Annotated in this window: 22 protein-coding genes; 16 read left to right on the top strand and 6 right to left on the bottom strand. The window is 51.7% G+C overall.

Annotated features, from left to right (window positions below; all coding sequences use genetic code 11):
- Nucleotides 1-31 precede the first annotated feature (31 nt).
- From KDD30_RS22855 to KDD30_RS22845, 3 genes are all read right to left on the bottom strand, one after another.
- Nucleotides 32-1513, bottom strand: a complete 1482-nt coding sequence (locus KDD30_RS22855; RefSeq protein WP_249199372.1) for a lactate dehydrogenase — start codon at nt 1511-1513, stop codon at nt 32-34.
- 249 nt (nt 1514-1762) lie between these two features.
- On the bottom strand, nt 1763-2473 hold the full coding sequence (gene deoD / locus KDD30_RS22850) for a purine-nucleoside phosphorylase (protein ID WP_211650865.1): 711 nt from the start codon (nt 2471-2473) through the stop codon (nt 1763-1765).
- A 30-nt stretch (nt 2474-2503) separates the two neighbouring features.
- Nucleotides 2504-2674: a XapX domain-containing protein gene (locus KDD30_RS22845; RefSeq protein WP_211650864.1), complete on the bottom strand. Its 171-nt coding sequence runs from the start codon at nt 2672-2674 to the stop codon at nt 2504-2506.
- Nucleotides 2675-2939: 265 nt separating this feature from the next.
- Here KDD30_RS22845 and KDD30_RS22840 point away from each other — a divergent pair, with 265 nt between their 5' ends.
- The 5 genes from KDD30_RS22840 (at nt 2940) to KDD30_RS22820 (ending at nt 4777) form a co-directional block, all read left to right on the top strand.
- Nucleotides 2940-3158 carry a hypothetical protein gene (locus KDD30_RS22840; RefSeq protein ID WP_211650863.1) on the top strand — a complete coding sequence of 73 codons (219 nt, stop codon included), beginning with the start codon at nt 2940-2942 and terminating at the stop codon, nt 3156-3158.
- 61 nt (nt 3159-3219) lie between these two features.
- Complete coding sequence (locus tag KDD30_RS22835) at nt 3220-3735, top strand: outer membrane beta-barrel protein (protein ID WP_211650862.1); 516 nt, start codon at nt 3220-3222, stop codon at nt 3733-3735.
- A gap of 107 nt (nt 3736-3842) precedes the next feature.
- Entirely contained in the window at nt 3843-4247 is a 405-nt protein-coding gene (locus KDD30_RS22830; protein WP_211650861.1) for a hypothetical protein, read from the top strand.
- Between the two features lie 29 nt (nt 4248-4276).
- Nucleotides 4277-4486, top strand: a complete 210-nt coding sequence (locus KDD30_RS22825) for a hypothetical protein (protein WP_211650860.1) — start codon at nt 4277-4279, stop codon at nt 4484-4486.
- Between the two features lie 84 nt (nt 4487-4570).
- Nucleotides 4571-4777: a DUF3283 family protein gene (locus KDD30_RS22820; RefSeq protein WP_211650859.1), complete on the top strand. Its 207-nt coding sequence runs from the start codon at nt 4571-4573 to the stop codon at nt 4775-4777.
- A gap of 8 nt (nt 4778-4785) precedes the next feature.
- On the opposite strand, the gene KDD30_RS22815 is transcribed toward KDD30_RS22820, so the two are convergent.
- Entirely contained in the window at nt 4786-5709 is a 924-nt protein-coding gene (locus tag KDD30_RS22815; protein WP_211650858.1) for a DMT family transporter, read from the bottom strand.
- A 191-nt stretch (nt 5710-5900) separates the two neighbouring features.
- Here KDD30_RS22815 and KDD30_RS22810 point away from each other — a divergent pair, with 191 nt between their 5' ends.
- The 3 genes from KDD30_RS22810 (at nt 5901) to KDD30_RS22800 (ending at nt 8957) form a co-directional block, all read left to right on the top strand.
- Nucleotides 5901-6350, top strand: coding sequence for an Lrp/AsnC family transcriptional regulator (locus KDD30_RS22810; protein ID WP_211650857.1), 450 nt, complete (start codon nt 5901-5903; stop codon nt 6348-6350).
- A 230-nt stretch (nt 6351-6580) separates the two neighbouring features.
- On the top strand, nt 6581-6949 hold the full coding sequence (locus KDD30_RS22805) for a diacylglycerol kinase (protein ID WP_211650856.1): 369 nt from the start codon (nt 6581-6583) through the stop codon (nt 6947-6949).
- A 40-nt stretch (nt 6950-6989) separates the two neighbouring features.
- Complete coding sequence (locus tag KDD30_RS22800; RefSeq protein WP_211650855.1) at nt 6990-8957, top strand: LTA synthase family protein; 1968 nt, start codon at nt 6990-6992, stop codon at nt 8955-8957.
- A gap of 125 nt (nt 8958-9082) precedes the next feature.
- On the opposite strand, the gene KDD30_RS22795 is transcribed toward KDD30_RS22800, so the two are convergent.
- Nucleotides 9083-11074 (bottom strand): TonB-dependent receptor domain-containing protein, encoded by a 1992-nt coding sequence (locus KDD30_RS22795; RefSeq protein WP_211651942.1) that lies wholly within the window; start codon nt 11072-11074, stop codon nt 9083-9085.
- A 254-nt stretch (nt 11075-11328) separates the two neighbouring features.
- Here KDD30_RS22795 and KDD30_RS22790 point away from each other — a divergent pair, with 254 nt between their 5' ends.
- Nucleotides 11329-12297 carry an AraC family transcriptional regulator gene (locus KDD30_RS22790; protein ID WP_211650854.1) on the top strand — a complete coding sequence of 323 codons (969 nt, stop codon included), beginning with the start codon at nt 11329-11331 and terminating at the stop codon, nt 12295-12297.
- A gap of 16 nt (nt 12298-12313) precedes the next feature.
- Nucleotides 12314-12532 carry a hypothetical protein gene (locus KDD30_RS22785; protein ID WP_211650853.1) on the top strand — a complete coding sequence of 73 codons (219 nt, stop codon included), beginning with the start codon at nt 12314-12316 and terminating at the stop codon, nt 12530-12532.
- Between the two features lie 97 nt (nt 12533-12629).
- Here the strand turns inward: KDD30_RS22785 and KDD30_RS22780 are convergent, their stop codons facing one another.
- Nucleotides 12630-13388, bottom strand: coding sequence for a DeoR/GlpR family DNA-binding transcription regulator (locus KDD30_RS22780; RefSeq protein ID WP_211650852.1), 759 nt, complete (start codon nt 13386-13388; stop codon nt 12630-12632).
- Between the two features lie 285 nt (nt 13389-13673).
- Here KDD30_RS22780 and ltnD point away from each other — a divergent pair, with 285 nt between their 5' ends.
- From ltnD to KDD30_RS22750, 6 genes are all read left to right on the top strand, one after another.
- Complete coding sequence (gene ltnD, locus KDD30_RS22775) at nt 13674-14588, top strand: L-threonate dehydrogenase (RefSeq protein ID WP_211650851.1); 915 nt, start codon at nt 13674-13676, stop codon at nt 14586-14588.
- A 3-nt stretch (nt 14589-14591) separates the two neighbouring features.
- Nucleotides 14592-15854, top strand: coding sequence for a 3-oxo-tetronate kinase (gene otnK / locus KDD30_RS22770; protein ID WP_211650850.1), 1263 nt, complete (start codon nt 14592-14594; stop codon nt 15852-15854).
- Nucleotides 15847-16479 carry an aldolase gene (locus KDD30_RS22765; protein ID WP_211650849.1) on the top strand — a complete coding sequence of 211 codons (633 nt, stop codon included), beginning with the start codon at nt 15847-15849 and terminating at the stop codon, nt 16477-16479. The genes otnK and KDD30_RS22765 overlap by 8 nt, the downstream gene beginning before the upstream one ends.
- Entirely contained in the window at nt 16479-17255 is a 777-nt protein-coding gene (gene otnI, locus KDD30_RS22760) for a 2-oxo-tetronate isomerase (protein WP_211650848.1), read from the top strand. Before KDD30_RS22765 ends, otnI begins: the two co-directional genes overlap by 1 nt.
- A gap of 67 nt (nt 17256-17322) precedes the next feature.
- Nucleotides 17323-18288 (top strand): D-erythronate dehydrogenase, encoded by a 966-nt coding sequence (gene denD, locus KDD30_RS22755; protein WP_211650847.1) that lies wholly within the window; start codon nt 17323-17325, stop codon nt 18286-18288.
- A complete protein-coding gene (locus tag KDD30_RS22750) occupies nt 18288-19784 on the top strand; it encodes a GntP family permease (RefSeq protein WP_211650846.1) in 1497 nt (498 codons plus the stop codon). The genes denD and KDD30_RS22750 overlap by 1 nt, the downstream gene beginning before the upstream one ends.
- Nucleotides 19785-19874 lie beyond the last annotated feature (90 nt).

Raw genomic sequence — 19874 nt, 5'->3', positions numbered from 1 at the left:
GGAACCAGAATACAGATGATGGCGCTTCGGATCAGGAAAGTAACTGCTCCAGCGTGAGTGGTGAGCGCATCAGGCCCAGTTGCTGTGCCGGGGTCATACCATTTCGGTCTTGCCGGCAGAGGTTATGCCAGGCGCGATAAATATCCAGCAACGGAATTAATCCGCCGGGTCTGGCTTTGCGTCTTGGCTCATCAACCAACTGAGAAAATTGCTGATAAAAACGTTGCTGATAGTCATCAACCGCACGGTGAGACGCTATCTGGAGCCATCTGGCTTCATTGTCGCGCTCTCCCCGCAGATGACAGATGCCTTTGCTGACCTGATCGTTGCGGGTAAAGGCCCAGCGATCCCGCCACCAGCCCAGCAGGACAATATCAATCCGCCCGGCAGCCTGATCTGTCGGCCAGGCCGGATCTTCCTCAACATAAATGGGCTCAATGGTTTCTGCCTGAATTCTGTCGTAAAAAACGGACAGGCAGGCTGAACGCAACAGGGGTTCCTGCGGCATAAAAAGCATCAATTGTGTGTCTTCACTGATCAGTTCATTCAATTGAAGGAAGTGCGCATAAGCGGCATATTGTGGCCGGATCAGCTTTCCTTTCGCGGGAAAATGGTTCAGCCCTTTGGCACTGATCGGATCTTCCAGGTGAGGCCTGGACAGAACTTCCCGGTATTTTGCATCCACCTGTGCCAGCAATCCTTGCGGTGGGGGCGGCTGAACGGACACCGTTGCGCGGATTGGTTTGGCCATAAAGCGTGCATCCGGATTGAACGGGTCATGAATAGCGACTGCGTTGCCAGCTTCTTCTGGATGATAATTGATGTGCTGGCTGAGCACGTAGCCGGAATGGGCTTCACAACTGGCCAGCCAACTCACGCCATTGTCGGCATTGGGTTGAAGCGGGCTCAGGGTGCATGCCAGCGCCAGCTGGGGTCTGTGTTGCAGCAAGCGGGCATCAAAAACAGATAATTGTCGGCGACAACGGCTGGCAATGTGATTGAGCTGATCGTAAAACGTTTTCGGGTTCATGCTCAGGCGACGGCAAATATCCCGGATGGGATGACCGGTGAACAAGAGTGCCAGGAGTTTTTGCTGAACCAGATGTTTGGGATTAAAACCCGACCAGCGATCCACAAAGGTCGTCTGGCAGGCCTTGCAACGATAGCGCTGGCGGTCACCGCTGTAACCAAATGCATGATACAGGTGGCGGTGTGTCAGGACGGCAAGCCCAAGATTTTCGCAGTTGAGATTGTTACAGGCCGGGAGCCCGCAACTGTGCTGAAGTTTGAGGTATCGCCATTCAGCAATGACGCTGTGGTTGTTGATCAGCGGCGGGAATGCGCCACATTCTCTGCAAATAAAGGAAGGTCGGTTCGGGTTCGTGAGCTGGATGATGTAATCGTCCGGATTCCGGGAGCCAAAATTTCGGCAATGCACCGTTTTGCAGTGATTAAACTGCCATGCGCCACTGGCTGGTGGTAGTGTTGCAACGTCTGTTTGGCTGATCATCATGCTGCTTCTCCTTCAGAACCGGTTCACGTATCAGGTGAAGCGATCTCAGAACCTGATCGAAAAAAGGTGCCGAATCATAACTGCTTATGATGATCCAGCACCCATTAGTACGCTCAAACGGTCAGACTTCACGATTGCCGCCCGGTTTAACCCGCTTCAAATTGTGTAAGACGCCACATATTACAGAATGTTGAGCTGCGGCATGTTCGTCTGAGGTTTGAACTGACTAATTCCTTCGAAATCAACGCATCAGATTTTGATGGCTGTTTCCAGTGCAACCTGCATCATGGCATGGAAAGACTTCTGACGATCTTCAGAGCTCAAGTGCTCGCCACGGGTAATGTGGTCAGAAACTGTCAGCATGGTCAGTGCTTTCGCACCCAGTTCAGCTGCAACGCCGTAAATACCGGCAGCTTCCATATCCACACCCAGAATGTTCAGCTTGTTCATTTTGTCGAACAGATCAGCTTCAGGGCTGTAGAACAGGTCTGCAGAGAAAACGTTACCGACACGAACGGGCACATTTTGCTCACGAGCTTCATTCACAGCGGTTTCCAGCAGGTGATAATCTGCAATCGCCGCAAAATCGTGGTTGTTGAAGCGGATACGGTTCACTTTAGAATCGGTTGACGCGCCCATGGCAATCACGATATCCATCAGTTTGATGTCATCGCTGACCGTACCGCAGCTACCGATACGGATGATGTTTTTGACGCCGAAATCTTTGATCAGCTCATGCACATAAATGGAGCAGGACGGGATGCCCATACCATGACCCATGACAGAGAGCTTCTGGCCTTTGTAGGTGCCGGTGTAACCGAACATATTCCGGACATTACACACTTCTTTGACGTCTTCCAGGTAAGTTTCGGCGATCAGTTTCGCGCGCAGCGGATCACCTGGCATCAGGACAGTTTCTGCGAAATCACCAAATTCAGCATTGATATGCGGGGTTGCCATAGCGGACTCCTGACAAGTTATTTGAAAAAATTATGAAAAGAAACGTTCAACCACGGCCTGATAGGCAATGCCACCGAGGTACACACCAACAATACCCATAATCCCCGGCAGTACCGGTGGTGCAGGCAGTGGCAGTTTCACGGCGCTGAAGAACAGGCCAACAATTAATCCTGCGACTGTTGCAAGCAGAATTTCGCTCATGTGTTTTACCCTCTGTGTCGTACTCTGTGGCACTTCTCATCTGAAAAAAATCAACGCAGCGGTGGCAGAAACGAAAAAGCCAAAAGGCTGTCGCTGAATCAGAGGGCCAGTCTAGGGAAGACCCCTCAGAGAACTTTTGAAATTGATCACATTTTATTGATTGTTTGGATGATATTCCAGATTAACTTACCAAATGTGTTGAAAGCTTGAGGTGAATCGTTTGCTTTTTCATCAGAACGCTGCTTATTCAACAAGGTTTGTATCCATGCCAAAAAAGTATCAAATCATAGGTTTATTGCATTTTTATACAAAATTTCAGCATTTGAGAACGTGGATCAATGAAAAAAATGCCATGGTAGAAACAGAACGTGATGTAATCGTTTTCATTTGCTGGGGGGGTCTGAATGTGACCGGGATGAAAAAAACAGAAGTATCTGTTTGTTTTTTCGGTGAATTAGTTGGCGATTGCGTGGTTTTGGACTAAAGCTTTATACGGAATAGATGGCTTTAGTTTGTGATAATTTTTTCTTCGAAGGATCGTAACCATGAAAAAAGTAATGATGTCAGTGGCACTCACGATGCTGAGTTTACCTGCCAGTGCTGAAATTCTGGGGTTATCTGCTGGTGTCCATGCCGGTGCATCCCGGCTTGAGTATGATGGAAATTCAGACTACGGCTATGAATATGGCGTGAATTTAAATTACCAGCTGACGTCTATTTTGAGTGCCAATGCAGGGCTGGCAATCGGCAGTGCAGAAGTGGATTCAGATTTATCTGCGGCAAAAAATGACATTGATTACACGACCATTCCGTTGACACTTCAGGCTGATATTCCGTTACTGATTGGCAGTATTTATGCCAGAGCGGGTGGAAACTATTACGACGTGGATCGTAAATTTGCCGGGACGACATTCAAAGATGATGGTTGGGGATTCGCCGGTGGTGCGGGGTTTGTATTGGGTATTATTCCGTTGCTGGATGTGACGCTTGGCTATGAATACCGCGATATGGGCGACGTCGATAACAATGCGATCTTGCTGAGTGTCGGATTTGGTCTTTGAGGCGACCTGACGAACAGCGTTGACTGTCAACCGCAGCGAGATCAACAACGGCCTGGCACATCTTGGTTACAATCATCAAATAGTGGGGCTTTGCTGCGGAGGCGTATATGACGAATTTTGAACATTATCAGAAAACCTGCCGGGCTGTGTTTCTTGCGCTGCGGGAAACACGGGCCGTTGAGGACTTCTGTCAGGAACAAGCGATACGCACTGATTTCCGGGCTTATATTTTGCGCGGACTGTCGCGACTTTTGCCCCTGCGTCAAAATACCTTTCGCCATGCAATTCAGCCTTGGCTGGAGCAGGCTTTCCTTGCATTGCCGCAAACGGAGCTGCCGGTTGTTCAACTGCTCAGTGATGAAAACTATCCCTACCCGTGTCGGGTCGATATTCAGGGTAGCTATCTGCCTTGCTGGGTCTGGGGAGCGTCGAAACAGCTGATGGTGATCAGCGTGATTGAGCCCCGGACCGGTCAATTTGGCCCCCCAGAAGTGTTCCGGCGGATCGCTTAGTCGATCGCCAGCGATGGCTGGATGCACAAGTGATTGATGGCGAGGATGACTGTATTGAAGAGGGACTGGTGCAATTGAAACAGGCTCAAGGTCCGGCCGGACAGTCTGATGAACCGTCGGTGATCGATGCCATTCGCTACCCCAGCCAGCGGACATTAAATCCTGTACTCAGTGTTGCACTGATTACCGTGGTTGTGGTGGTGTTTACCTGGATTGTCTCGAATCACATCGGGTTCTGATGGTGCTGCGTCCGGACCTCGGGCTTCACTTTCACGACGAATTCGTTACTATGTCGCCCGAGTGATCCCAGAGATGAGCGAAGCATGCATAACCTGTCTTTATTGTCTGATTCCGAAAAGAACCGTGTCGAGCTGGATAAGCAGGCCGCCTATGCCGTCTGGCAACTGAAAAACGGCAAGGCCGGCCCTGAGATATTTCTGAAAGAAGCGGAAAATATCGCCGACGATGACGAACGAGATTTTTACCATCAGTCGGTTGAGACCTACAAGCGACTGATGGGGATGGCCTGAATCGGTGCCTACCGGAAGGCTTTTTTCAGTGATTTGTTCAACCGGAGCGGCAAGACTTCGCTGGCTGTGATCGCGCCGCAAACGACAAAGGCCATCGCCAGTAAAGTCTGACTGCTCAGGGGCTCAGAAAAGAAGGGGAAAGCCAGAGCAGCAGCCAGAACGGGGGTGAATGCGCCCAACGCTGCGCTGACTTCTGCACCCAGCCTGGAAATTGCCATGGCATAGCACAGGCTGGACACCATTCCGACTCCGATTCCCTGGACCAGAAAATGATACAGAATCTCCTGAGAACCAGCCGATGTCAGGTTGAAGGTGATCGTGCCGCTCAAGGCACCGAGACCCAACAATAGACAGCCTGAGATTGCAATCACCGCAGCACCTTCCATCGCCGTTAATCCGGAAACCCGCATCGCGATGGTGTACCAGGCCCAGCTCAGGCTGGCAAACAGCAGAATACTGTACCCTTTCAACAGGTTTGGCTGGCCGTTGATCAGCGACTTATACACAAAGCAGGCAACGCCAACCGCGATCAGGCACAACCCCAACCGGCGGGCAGCAGAGATCGATTCCCGATAGCAAAACGCCGCAATCCCCGAAACGAAAAGCGGCAAGATGCCCGGAATCAAAGACGCGCCGTCTGCGACCGGGACTGCCTGCAATCCCCATCCGGCAATCAGAAAGTAAGGTAACCCTGCTCCCCAGGCAATCAGGGCCAGATAACGTTTGGGCGTTGCGAATATTGCGCGGAATCTGCTTCTGCAGCACCAGCCGAAGAGCAGGGCGGCTGGCACAAATCGCAGCAAAGCGATGTCGGCGGTGGTCAGGCTGGAGTGGCTGGCTGCGCGTAACGACAGAAAGAAGCTTGACCAGATCAACAGGGTGACCAGCATGGCTGACAATCCGGTCAGCAGAGTGGAGGCAGACTTTTGCATCTGAAGTGTCCTTGAAATGAGATAGCAAAAGTATCGGGAAAATAGCGTGATAAATGTTGGCAAAGATGACTTCAATTCATTGTCATCTTGGTTATTTTTACCAATAATTCCGCAAAAGATGCATCATTTGATTGATACACGCCTGAAACGTTTCTGATGAAACCGGGGCGGTGGACAGGGAAGCAGGCAGGATGGATAAAAAAGACAAACAAATATTGGTCGAAATTCAGCGCGATGCCCGTCAGAGCACGGCAGAGATTGCCGATAAAGTCGGTTTGTCAGTGTCTCCGTGCGCCCGACGTATTAAGAAGCTGGAAAATGATGGCATTATAGCCGGTTATCAGGCCTCACTTGATCGGCAAAAGCTGGGGCTGATGATGACTTTTTTTGTGAATGTCAGCCTGAACAATCACAGAGATCAGCCCATCGATGCCTTTGAACAGGTGATGACAGAAATGCCTGAAGTGATCAGCGCGCATGTCATTTCCGGGGCGCATGACTACTTACTGGAGGTTGTCGCCAGAGATTTACCGCATTACGAATCTTTTATCCGACAGCTGCAACGGCTGACTATGGTGAAAGATATCCATACGAATTTAGCGATCCGCACGGTGAAAACAGGTCAGCAGCTGCCCATCTGAATGATTGAAAGTCCAAGAAAAATGGTCTCTTCAGGGAATCTTAAGAATTCACAGGCAGAGTACGGCAATGGTGAAGCCGGACTGACTGTGGCGGGTGGGTTTGAGAGAAAATCACATTATGACAAGATGATGACCGTCAGGATTGGAGCAAACTCAAATCTAAGCGAGAAATTGCTTTCCTCACAGCAAAAATTTACTAATTTGTCCGACTTTAGATGAAAAGGAACATTATGAAGCCTGGTAACACTGGGGTGGTACGCATCGTGAAAGCCGCCGGCTATTCAATGCAAGGTCTGAAAGCTGCTTGGCAACACGAGGCCGCCATTCGTCAGGAAATTGTCTTACTCGTCGTGCTAACGGCGGTTTCATTTTTTCTGCCCGTGAGCTTTGTAGAGCATATTTTGCTTATAGCCAGTCTGTTCCTGGTGGTGATTGTTGAATTGCTGAATTCTGCCATTGAAGCAGTCGTTGACCGGATTGGTAACGAATTTCATGAGCTGAGCGGACGGGCGAAAGACATCGGGTCTGCAGCCGTTTTCGTTGCTCTGATGCTGACAGGCGGGATCTGGCTGGCGATCATCTTGAAGCTGTTCTGGTAATCCGTCGAAATCCGGATGCCATTGATTCGGATGTTGTGTCATGCAAACGCTCAAACGTGTCACCGGGGTGATGTTTCCTGTCATCCTGTTTTCTCTTCTTGCTTTATGTTTACTGAGCCTGTCCCGATTGTTGCTGACAATCTGGCAGGCCGATCATATTACGGGTTGGCAGGATTGGTTGATGATCCTCGCTCAGGGCGTCCGGATTGATATTTCAACACTGTGCTGGTTGCTGATTCTGCCCTCATTGCTTCTTGCGCTGATGCCGGTCACAGGCGTTCTGGGCCGATGCTGGTTATTTGTTTTCAGAATCTGGCTTGTCGCTGGGCTGTGGGTTCTGGTGTATATGGAACTGGCGACCCCGACTTTTATTACAGAATATAATCTGCGTCCAAACCGATTGTTCATCGAATATCTTGTTTACCCGAAAGAAGTGTTCAGTATGCTTTGGGTCGGCTACAAAGCTGAACTTGCGCTGGGATTGCTGGGAACATTGCTGACGCTGGTACTGGGTTGGAAACTGAGCGGCTATGCGGTGCGTGATCTGACGGCACCGAAGTGGTACTGGCGGCCGGTTCTGGCATTGGCAGTTGTTGCTCTGGGTGTGATGGGCGCGCGCTCAACGTTTCAGCACCGGCCGCTGAACCCGGCGATGGTGGCGTTTTCAACCGATCCGCTGCTCAATGATCTCACGCTGAACTCCGCATATTCGGTGATTTTTGCAGCCAAGAATATGGCATCAGAAAAAAATGCCGAAGAATTTTATGGTCAGATGCCGCTGGAAGAAATTATTCAGACGGTGCGCCAGGCTTCAGGTCGTGAGGCAGAGTTTATTTCAGATGAGATTCCGACGCTGAATACGATTTCGCCGACGTTTTCCGGGAAGAAGAATCTGGTCATTTTGCTGCAGGAAAGCCTTGGTGCACGTTTTGTCGGTGGGCTGGGTGGCTTACCGCTGACGCCAAATCTGGATCAGCTGATGCAGGAAGGCTGGAACTTTACCCAGGTGTACGCTACAGGCACGCGTTCAGTGCGCGGGATTGAGGCGATGACAACCGGGTTTACGCCGACACCTTCCCGCGCGGTGGTGAAGCTGAGTAAGAGCCAGACCGGCTTTTATACCATCGCAGATCTGCTGGCGCGACAGGGTTACCATACGCAGTTCATTTATGGTGGTGAAAGTCACTTCGATAACATGAAGTCTTTCTTCCTCGGTAATGGGTTTGAGGTAATTGTTGACCTGCCGGACTTTGTGAATCCGAAGTTTGTCGGCTCCTGGGGTGCATCGGATCAGGATCTGTACACCATGGCAGATCTGCAATTCACCAAACTGCATCAATCGGGTCAGCCTTTTTTCAGCCTGGTCTTTACCAGTAGTAACCACTCACCCTATGAGTTCCCGGATGGTGAGATTGAACTCTATGAGCAACCTGAACATACCCGAAATAATGCGGTGAAATATTCAGACAAAGCTTTGGGTGAGTTCTTTGCCAAAGCCAAGCAATCGGATTACTGGAAAGATACGGTTTTCATTGTGATCGCTGATCATGATGCCCGTGCAGAAGGCAACGTGCCTGTCCCCGTCGATCGTTTTCATATTCCGGCGCTGATTCTGGGCAGCGACATTCAGCCGCGTCAGGATGACCGTCTGGCCAGTAATATTGATATGGCACCGACGCTGTTGTCACTGATCGGTGCGGACAATACTTCGCCGATGATTGGCCATGACCTGACCAAACCGCTTGCGCCTGAGTTCCAGCGGGCCATGATGCAGTTTGATAAGAACTTCGGTTATCTGACCCGTGACAAGCTGGTGGTGCTGCAGCCGGGCAAAGCCCCGATGGGTTATCAGTATGATTTTGATTCGAGACAATTAAGCGTCACCGAGGTGAGCGAACTTGAATCTAAGCGTGCTTTAGCGCATGCCTTGCTGGGGGGCAAACTCTACCGGGAAGGGCGGTATAAATTGCCGGATGCGAGCGAACATCAGCTTGCCAATGCGGACTAACTTATTCCTGAATCAAAGCCGCTGCGAAACAGCGGCTTTTTTACAATAAAAAAACCGCCCTTCACTCAGGCGGCTTGGTCGATATTTGGCAGTGAATAATTTTGGGATGTTTCTTCAGTTGCCAATCAGAATTGGTAGGATGCCGATAGCTTGATGTTACGGCCCGGCTCCAGATCTGCTGTATCGAGCCCACGTGCTGTGCCGGAACGGGATGCGTGCGAGACATAAGCCTCATCAAGCAGGTTATCTACGCCGAATGTCAGGACGAAACCATCGATCTGACGCGGCGCCCACTGCGCGTAAATATTGTGCACATCATAGCTGTCTTTGACGGGTGTGCCTGGCAGGACGTTATCCTCTTCCAGCACAAACTGCCCGCGGTAACCCAGGTACAGGTCGAAATCGTACAGGCTGTAATCCAGCGTCAGGCCAATGCTGTCGCCGACATCGCTGCTGCGGCCATTTGCCGCAAGAATCGGCGCATGGTTGGTGGTGTTTTCATTGTCAGATTTCGAATAAGACAGCTTCGCTGTCAATGCATCGTAGCCATAGAAGAAACTGGCTTCAAATCCTTCGATTTCGGCATCACCATTGTTAAAGAAGACGTATTGGCCGGCACTGTATTCACTGGCCAGATAATCATCCAGCTGTGTTTTGAAGACAGTGATCGTCGAACCATAACTGCTCAGTCCCTGATTGTACTGCCAGCGGAAGCCCCCTTGTGTGTTCTGACCCGTTTGGGCTTTGATATCGTCAGCCAGATAGGCAATATCCTGATAGTTGATGAAGGTTTCCAGCAATGGCGGCGCTTTAAACAGTGACCGCGTGCTGGCGAAGAGTGTCAGGTTGTCGGTCACGTCATAATCGGCAGCCAGCGCCCAACTGATGTCATCAAAGGTTTGATCGCTGGTTACCGCATCCCGATCCACGGTGTCAAAGCGCACGCCGGGCGTCACCCTGAACGCATCGGTGACCTGAATCTTATCTTCCAGGTACAGCGCCCAGCTGGTCAGGGTTTCTTCATTGCCCGGCTGGCTGCCATATTTGTTCTTACTGTCCTGAATGTTGCCTTCACCGCCATAACTCAGGGTGTGCGCCATGCCGCCGAGGTTCACTTCAGAGACTGCCAGAATCGTGGTACCTGTATTGATGTTTTCAGCGGTGTTGACACTTTGACGGTTCGGCGGCCAGGGTGTGAGCGCAGACTCATCCCGGGTCAGTTTGATTCGGTTTTGATAAACAGTCACAGAGAGGTCCAGCGCATCGCCCTGATTCAGATGATATCGGGCGCTGAATGTGTCGCGATCATAATTGGTCGGTGCCAGCTGGTCTTGTGTCAGGCCATTGTTGGCCGTGGTCGACATGTCCGGTCGTGGATTGTAATCGCCTTCATCCCGGTACCGGTCATAGGTGAATTGCAAACGCTGGTTGGCTGCTGGCTCCCAGCCGAGTTTCAGCATGATGTCATCTACGGTGCCTTCGTAGCCCAGTGTTTCATCACCATTGCCGTCTTTAAAATTGTTGCGATCAATCTGGTAGGCATAGAGCAGCGCATCCAGTGCGTCGGTGAGCTGACCGTACAGGGAGACCGACCCCTGAGTGAAGTCATTGCTGCCATACCCGGCAAACAGGCGGATGCCGTACTGTTCACCCGGACGCAGCAGATCTTTTGCGGATTTGGTTTCAAACATCACAGAACCGCCCAGTCCCCCGTTCAGAACGGAGTTCGCACCCACCTGCACATCCACGGCTTTGATAATATCCGGGTTCAGCGTCAGGTTACCGATGTGGTGGAACATGTTGGCATACTGGGACGCACCATCCAGACGAATGTCCAGATCCGTTTCACCGATGCCGCGAATGTTGATCCGCTGATTCACGGAGTGGGTGCCACCGACATCAACGCCCGGAATATCCCGCAGCAGATCCGACAGATGGTCCGCCTGACGGACGGAAATGTCTTCATCGGTCATAAATTCCGATGAGCTGGAAACTTTTGCTCCCCAGACCACCATCTCGTCAAGGTGTTGTTTTTCTTCCTCAGCGTGAACGGTGAATGGCAGGGTCAGTGTTGAAGCAATGGCAAGCGAAAGGGCGGAACGTCGCAAGGGCGACACATTGAAAGTGTGATGATTGAACATGTGAGCTTAATCCTACCTGAAAAGAAATCCGTGTTGTCTGTGTCTTATTGTTATGAATGATATTGATTCGTATTCATGATATTTTGATTCCGGTTCGCTGAGAAGGCCAGACAGTTATGCGAAATCGTCTAACTGTTATTCGTAAAAATCACCGGGGATGGGCATTGAAATTGATCGGGCAGAGGAAACAGGCAAAGGAAAGTGCGCCACACCGGACGAAACGTGTCGTAATGGCGAAGCTGATACAAAATGGTGGCCAGGGGGATCGCGTATCTTCTGATAACCGGCAACAGAATGAAACTTTGCTGGAAGGTACATTTCACTACAGTCAGTTCCGCAATGGTCTGATTGTACAGGCCGGTACTTTTTACGAGATTGCTCAAGCCGATGTGCTGGCAAAAGCGGGTCCGTGTGTTTGTGTGACGCTGTTGCTGTCCGGTTGTATTGGTTTTGGTTATGACGGTCAGGATCATCTGCTGGATGCCTCGAAAGGCGCGAAGGCGATGGCTGTCAATCTGGCCCGGGAGTGTGCCTTCAGAAGACACATTGAAACCAGCCAGACAAAAATCAGAAAAGTGAATCTGCTGTTGCGTCCGGAATGGTTTGAAAAAAGTCACCTTCAGTTGCCTGAATCGGTTCGGCAATATCTCCAAACCCATCTTGCGACCTGGTGCTGGGAGCCGGATTCGCAACAATTGGCCTGGTGCGAAGAAATGCTGGTTGCCGAAACCATCGCGGATCCTTGGGTACGTGAATTGATGCTGGAATCACGCGCTCAGTTAATTATGCTGGATCTTTGCCGGCAACTGGCCGCCTGTGCGCCTGAAACTTTTGGGTGTGAAGCCCAGTCTTTACTTCGGGTGCCAGATTCATTGTCGGGGGTGGTGGCTTATCTCGAATCGAACTTGCACCATGATATACGCTTACAAGAGGTTGCGACTGCCACAGCGATGAGCGTCAGTGTGTTGCAACGGCGATTTAAGCAGGAATTGGGGTTTACGGTTTTGGATTATGTCCGCAACCGGCGGCTGGAAAAAGCGCGGGAACTGATGCGGCAGGAAAATTTGTCGGTATGTGAAGCCGCATATTTTTGCCGTTACAATCATCCGTCGAACTTTATCACCGCTTTTAAACGGAAATTTGGGATGACGCCGGGTGAATGTGGTGTTGGCTCTGAACCGACCACACGGACCGGATGAGCGAGCAGGGGGAAACATGACGGCTGTCTGGATCATTGCCATTATTTTTGGCGCACTGATTGTGCAGCAGTATCTTCGTCTTCAGGCGAAGCAGCAGGAAAAGGACAGACTGGCGAGCCGGGAAGCCGAGGCATTGCGAGAAGAAATGGCCGAGCTGAAAGCTCGCGTGTCTGTGCTGGAGAAAATTATCACCGACAAAGGGTATCAGGTGAAGGAAGACATTGAGGGGCTCTGATACCAATCGCAGTCAATCATTGGTCATCCTAGCTTGTTCAAATGCTATGTCTGATCACTGACTGACTTTGATTGGTATGAGGCCAGAACGCGCAGGCTCAGACCACGTCAACCTGAATCCCTTTTTCCTCAAAGTCATGCAGACTGCTCGCAGGCAGGTTGCGGTCTGTAATGATCTTATCGAAACTTTCAATATCCAGTGCGTGAAAGGTGGCGACTTTGCCATATTTGGATGCGTCGGTGACCAGATAATTGGTCTTGGCGGCGTTGATGATGGCCCGCTTGACCATAACTTTGTCTTCGTTCGGCGTTGAAATGCCGCGTTGATTCCATGACGATGTCGAAATAAAAGCCAGATCAATATTCATCTCCCGCAGCAATGATGCGGCTTTATCTCCCACGCAGGATTGATTCTGCCGATCCACTTTTCCGCCCGTATGGTAGAGCGCACAGTCAGAATGTGCGATCAGAAAAGCAGCAATCGCAAAGTCATTGGTGATCACCGTGAGGTCGTCCCGTTGTGCCAGCTGATGCGCAATTTCCAGAATCGTTGTGCCAGCATCAAGGTAGATCGTGCTGTGAGGCCGGATCAGTGTGGCCGCATGCTGCCCAATTTTGACCTTTTCATCATGCTGATGGGCCATTTTGTCATCGTGAGGCAGCTCAAGATGAATGGATTCCGATAATTGCACCCCCCCTGAAACAGACATGACCCGCCCATCAGCTTCCAGTTTGGCAATATCCCGCCGAACTGTCATATGCGACACATCCAGCTGTTCGGTCAGCTCATGAATACTGATGACTTGGTGATTGCTCAGGATAGCCAGAATGGCCCGTTGACGCTCTGCAGGAATCATATGGTTTTTTCGCTCACACTGAAGAATACCGACAAGAGCAGTTTACCATGCTCTCTACTTGTTTTGTGAAAAAATGTTATGTCCGATGTGATGTTATGTGAATCGTATCTAGCTGAATAAACAAGATAAAGTGTGCTTTCCTGTGAATTTCGCTTGTTTTTTACACGTCATGCCAGTCTATCTATGTTAAATTTTGTGACGTAGGTGACAGAACGATGACAGTTCTATCACTAGAATCACAAACATGAACATTAATTCACAAAATATAACATTAAGGTGAGTACCATGCGTGAAATGCAGGCCGTTGCAGTGATTGGACTGGGCTCCATGGGAATGGGTGTCGCCAAGTCGTGCCTCCGTGCCGGGCTAGACGTTTACGGTGTTGATTTGAATGATGCCGCCCGTCAGACCCTGGCGGAGGCGGGCGCAAAAGGCACTTCAGCGCAGTGTACAGATTTCGCAGATCAACTGGATGCCGTGATTTTGCTGGTGGTGAATGCCCGTCAGGTTCAGGCCGTGTTGTTTGAATCGGGTCTGGCGGCAGCTTTGAAACCGGGAACGCCAGTGATGGTGTGTGCCACCATTTCTGCACAGGATGCGAAAGCGATTGAACAGGCGCTGGCGCAATTTGATTTACCGATGCTGGATGCCCCGATTTCCGGTGGCGCAGCCAAAGCGGCGTCAGGCGAGCTGACGGTAATGGCTTCCGGTGCTGCGTCTGTCTTTGAACGCTTGGATCCTGTGCTGAATGCTGTCGCGGCCCGTGTGTACAACGTGGGTCCAGACATCGGAAAAGGGTCCACGGTCAAAATTATTCATCAGTTGTTAGCTGGCGTCCACATCGCGGTCGGTGCGGAAGCGATGGCGATGGCAGCCAGAGCAGAGATCCCGCTGGATCTGATGTATGACGTGGTCACACATGCCGCAGGGAATTCATGGATGTTTGAAAACCGCATGAAACATGTCGTGGATGGCGATTACACCCCAACGTCCATGGTGGATATTTTTGTGAAAGATCTGGGCCTGGTCGCAGACAGTGCCAAAGCCATGAACTTTCCACTGCCACTGGCCAGCACGGCGCTCACCATGTTTACCGAAGCCAGCAATGCCGGCCACGGGCAGGAAGATGACAGCGCGGTGATTAAGATTTTTTCAGGGATCGAATTGCCTGAAAAAGACCCGAGCAAGAAAGGAGCTTAAATCATGTTACTTGGAGTGATTGCCGACGATTTTACCGGGGCAACAGATATTGCCGGATTTCTGGTTGAAAACGGCATGAAAACCATTCAGCTCAATGGTGTACCGACGCAGACGCTGACGATGGATGCGGATGCTGTGGTGATCAGCCTCAAATCCCGGTCGTGTCCGGCCGAAGAAGCCGTTGCGGATTCTGTGGCAGCGTTGCGCTGGTTGCAGGCGGCAGGGTGTCAGCAGTTCTATTTCAAATACTGTTCGACCTTTGACAGTACCGCACAAGGCAATATTGGTCCGGTGACTGATGCACTGATGGCAGAACTGGGGACAAGCTTTACCGTCATTTGTCCGGCTTTGCCGGTGAACGGCAGAACCGTGTGCCATGGACATTTGTTCGTGAACGGCGAGTTGCTGAGTGAATCCGGGATGCGTCACCACCCGGTGACGCCAATGACCGATGCCAATCTGATGCGTCTGATGGATGCGCAGTCAAACGGCAAGAGCGGGCTGGTGAATTATGCCGTGCTCGATCAAGGGTCAGCGGCCGTCGAAGCAGCATTCCGGGAACTGCAACGCCAGGGCATCCGTTATGCCGTGGTCGATACACTCAGTGATCAGCATTTACAGACCATTGGCGCGGCGTGCAAAGATCTGAAACTGGTGACCGGCGGTTCAGGGCTGGCAGCCGGCATTGCCCGGCATTGGGTGAGTGCCGCAGACAAAGCGACAGCGCAGGCCTTGTCTGCCGGACGGCCACAGGCAGGAAAGACGGTCGTATTGTCCGGTTCCTGCTCTGTGATGACGAACCAGCAAGTCGGCCATTATCTGGCGATTGCACCGCATTTTGCACTGGATGTGAACGCCTGTCTGACCGACAGCCACTACAGCCAGACGGTGTGTGAATGGGTGCTGGCCAACCTCGACAGTGAGTACGCACCTCTGGTGTATGCCACGGCCAATCCGGAATTACTCAAAGCCATTCAGGCGGAGTTTGGCGCACAGGCATCCAGCCGTGCGGTCGAACAGTTTTTCAGTCAGCTTGCCCACGCGTTGCGTGAGCACGGTGTTCGCAATTTCATTGTGGCAGGCGGCGAAACCTCCGGTGTCGTCACGCAAAGTCTTGGGGTGAAGGGTTTCCATATTGGTCCGCAAATCGCACCGGGTGTGCCCTGGGTGAAAGCGATCGATCAGGATCTGTCACTGGCACTCAAATCAGGCAATTTCGGGGACAAATCATTTTTTCAGAAGGCACAAGGATATTTTCATGACTGAACAAGCGTTAAGAGAAGAGATGGTGACGCTTGCACGCTCCATGTTTGAGCGAGGCTATGCCACCGGCGGTGCCGGGAATCTGTCACTGAAACTGCCGGACGGTAATTTCCTGGCCACACCCACGGGTTCATCGTTCGGTCGTCTGGTGGCTGAACGCCTGTCGGTGGTGGATATTGAGGGAAACCATGTGTCTGGCGATCGCCCATCGAAAGAAATTGCCTTTCATCTGGCGATTTACCGGAATAATTCAGCCTGCAATGCCATTGTGCATCTGCATTCTACTTATCTGACGGCGCTGTCCTGTCTGGAAGGGCTGGACCCGGAGAATGCAATCCGGCCATTCACGCCTTACTACGTGATGCGTGTCGGACAGTTACCCGTGATTCCTTACCTGCGACCGGGGGATCCGCAGATTGCCATCGAACTGGCGAACCGGGCTGCGGATTACCGTGCCTTTCTGCTCGCTAACCACGGGCCTGTCGTGACCGGCACCGATTTGTGTGATGCCGTCGATAATGCAGAAGAGCTGGAAGAAACCGCCAAGCTGGCATTGATGCTGGATGGCAAAGCGATCCGGTATCTCACCGATGCAGAAGTCAGTGATTTGAAAGGGAGAGGCAAGTAATGGCGAAGTTTGCTGCAAACCTCACGATGCTGTTTACGGAAGTGCCGTTTCTGGCGCGGTTTGAACAAGCCCGACAGGCTGGATTTCAGGCTGTGGAATATCTGTTTCCTTATGACTATGAAGCGGATCAGCTGGCAGAGCAGCTGCAGTTCCATCAGCTCGAGCAGGCTTTGTTCAACATGCCGCCGGGCGACTGGGCTGGCGGTGAGCGGGGCATTGCCGCCCTGCCGGACCGGGTGGTTGAATTCGAGCAAAGTGTAGAAACCGCACTGCATTACGCGCAGGCCCTGCAGTGTAAAAAAGTGCACGCCATGGCGGGGATTGTGAATCCAGCGTTCAGTCTTGAAGCGCATCGTGAAACCTTTATCCGGAACCTGCGCTATGCAGCGGATCGTTTTGCGGCGCATGGGATCAGCGTGATGATCGAACCGCTGAACAGCCGGGATGTGCCGGAGTACTTTGTTGCCCATCAACGTGACGCCGTCACGCTGATTCAGGCGATCGATCGCCCAAACGTTAAGCTTCAGTTTGATGCGTACCATGCCCAGATCATGGACGGGGATCTGACGGTCCTGATTCAGGATCTGGCTGATCATATCGGGCATGTACAGATTGCCTCTGTCCCGGCGCGTCATGAACCTTTTGGCGGTGAAATCAATTATCCCTACCTGTTTGAAGTCTTGGACAAGTCGGGCTATCAGGGCTGGATAGGCTGTGAATACAACCCACAACAAGGCACACAAGAAGGCCTGAGCTGGGTGACCCCCTATCTGTGAACGGAAATTATAAGACAACACTTTCGACAAGAGACGTAAGAAAGATAGAAGAGTAAGGATGACCCTCATGAATATAACAATTACCGGTGGGGCGGGCTTTCTCGGAGCCATGCTGACCCACGCATTACTGCACCGCTACAAAGAGATAGCGCAGATCCGCATTGTGGATCGGGTTGAACCAGACCTGAGCCCGTACGACAGCCGGGTGACGGCTGTGGTTGCAGATATAACCAATCCGGCGGAGATGGATCGTCTGATTGACGCCCGGACGACCCATGTTTTCCACCTGGCTGCAATTGTTTCCAGCCATGCGGAAGAAGACTTTGACCTTGGGATGAAAGTGAATCTGCTCGCCACGCAGTTACTGCTGGAGCGATGCCGTCAGGTGAATCCATCCATCCGGTTTGTCTTTTCCAGTTCTCTGGCTGTGTTTGGTGGTGAGCTGCCAGCGCTGATCGAGCCGATGACGGCGACACAGCCGAGCTCATCTTACGGGACGCAGAAAGCGGTTGGTGAGTTGCTGGTCAATGATTATGGCCGCAAAGGTTTCGTCGACGCGCTCACCGTGCGTTTGCCGACGATCTGTATCCGTCCTGGCACGCCAAACAAAGCCGCGTCTTCTTTTGTCAGCGGTATCATCCGTGAACCGCTGAAAGGAGAGCGTTCGAACTGCCCGGTCGATCCGTCGCTGCCGCTGTGGATTTCCAGCCCGGAAACCGTGATTGAAAATATCATTCACGCCAGCCAGTTGCCTGCGGATCAGATTCAGGGTTACCGAACGCTGAATCTGCCTGGTATTCAGGTGACGCCAGCGGAGATGATCACGGCAATGACGCATATCGCAGGCGAGAAGTTTGCCCAGCGCGTCAGCTTCGAGACAGACGAAGCCGTGTCCAGCATCGTCAGCAGTTGGCCGAAAGCGTTCAACAATGCTGCAGAACTGTCATTGGGATTTCAGGCGGATAAGGATTTCCGCACGGTACTTGAAGGCTATCTGGCCAAGTATCCGGTTTGTGAAGAGGAGGCTTGCTAATGTTACCTATTTCTGTGATTGGCTTAATCATTGCTGTTTTTGTTTTAATTTTTCTGGTGCTGAGAACCCGGGTTCATGTGCTGATTGCGATGCTGGCCGCGGCCTGTATTGCGGGCCTGATTGGTGGGCTGAGTGTGGATGAAACCATGTCTGCCATCAGTCAAGGCTTTGGAGGCACGCTGGGCGGGATCGGCATTGTGATCGGTCTGGGTGTGATGATGGGGGCTATTCTGGAGACCTCCGGCGCGGGTGAGTCTATCGCGTACCATTTCATCAAATGGCTGGGCAAGAAAAAGGAAGAAATGGCGCTTGCGATTACCGGTTATATCGTCAGTATTCCGGTCTTCGTGGATAGTGCGCTGATTATCCTGTTCCCGATTGCGAAGTCACTGTCGAAAACCTCTGGTCGTTCCATTCTGACACTGACGGTCGCACTGGCGGGTGGCTTGGTGGTGGCGCACCACTGTATCCCGCCGACGCCGGGTCCGCTGGGTGTCGCGAGCATTTTTGGTGTCGATATTGCCTCGATGCTGGGCTTGGGACTGGTGATCGCGCTGCCTTCAATTTACGGCATCGTGATGTATGCCCGCTGGCTGGAGAAACACTTTCCTGAGTATGCGACGCCTGTGTCGCTGCCAAAAGATGCCGACGATCTCAAGCAAGTCCACGATGAGTATATGGCTTCAAAAGCGTCGAAAGATCTGCCATCTCTGACGAAATCAGTCATGCCGATTGCGGTGCCCATCCTGCTGATTCTGGTGAAATCACTGGCCAGCCTGATGGAGAAGCAACTGGGCTTTGAGGGGCTGTCTGAAAGCATGATCGGCCAGGTGATCAACTTTGTCGGCCATCCGGTCATTGCATTGTCGATCAGTACCCTGATGGCGGTGTACACCCTGACCCCTTATCTGGATAAAGAAACCACGACCCGCAAACTGGAAGAGGGGATTTCAACCTCAGGCATTATTCTGCTGGTGACTGGTGCGGGTGGTGCTCTGGGCAGTGTGTTGCGTGAATCCGGTGCAGGCACTGAGATCGCGAATCAGATTGCGGCGCTGTCGATTTCACCCATCATGATCCCGTTCATTATTGCCACGCTGGTGCGCGTGATTCAGGGCAGCGGAACGGTGTCCATGATTACGGCAGCCTCGATTTCAGCGCCGGTGCTTGCAGAGATGGAAGGCATCAATATGCTCTTTGCGGCTTCGGCAGCGACCATGGGCAGCCTGTTTGCCGGTTACTTCAATGACAGTCTGTTCCACATCGTGAACCGTCTGATGGGTGTGACTGAAGTTCGCAAGCAACTGGTGATCTGGACGGTGCCGACCACGATCGCATGGTCGGTGGGCGGTTCGCTGGTGATGATTCTGAACCTGATTTTCGGCAGCAACGGCAGCCTGTTTGATCCGGTTCTGCCACTGCTGTTCCTGGCGGGCTGTATTTACTTCGTAAAGTCGCAAAGTAAACCTGCGGCAGAGGCTGCTGCCAATCATTAATACCAATCAAAGTCAGTCAGTGATCAGAAATAGCGTAGGAAAAATGTTTGAGAACAAGGCGGATTTTTTAGATAAGTCGTGATTCTACAA

It is taken from the genome of Photobacterium sp. GJ3, from assembly GCF_018199995.1.
In the GTDB taxonomy this organism is placed as follows: Bacteria; Pseudomonadota; Gammaproteobacteria; order Enterobacterales; family Vibrionaceae; genus Photobacterium.
This window is presented reverse-complemented; position numbering and strand designations above follow the sequence as displayed.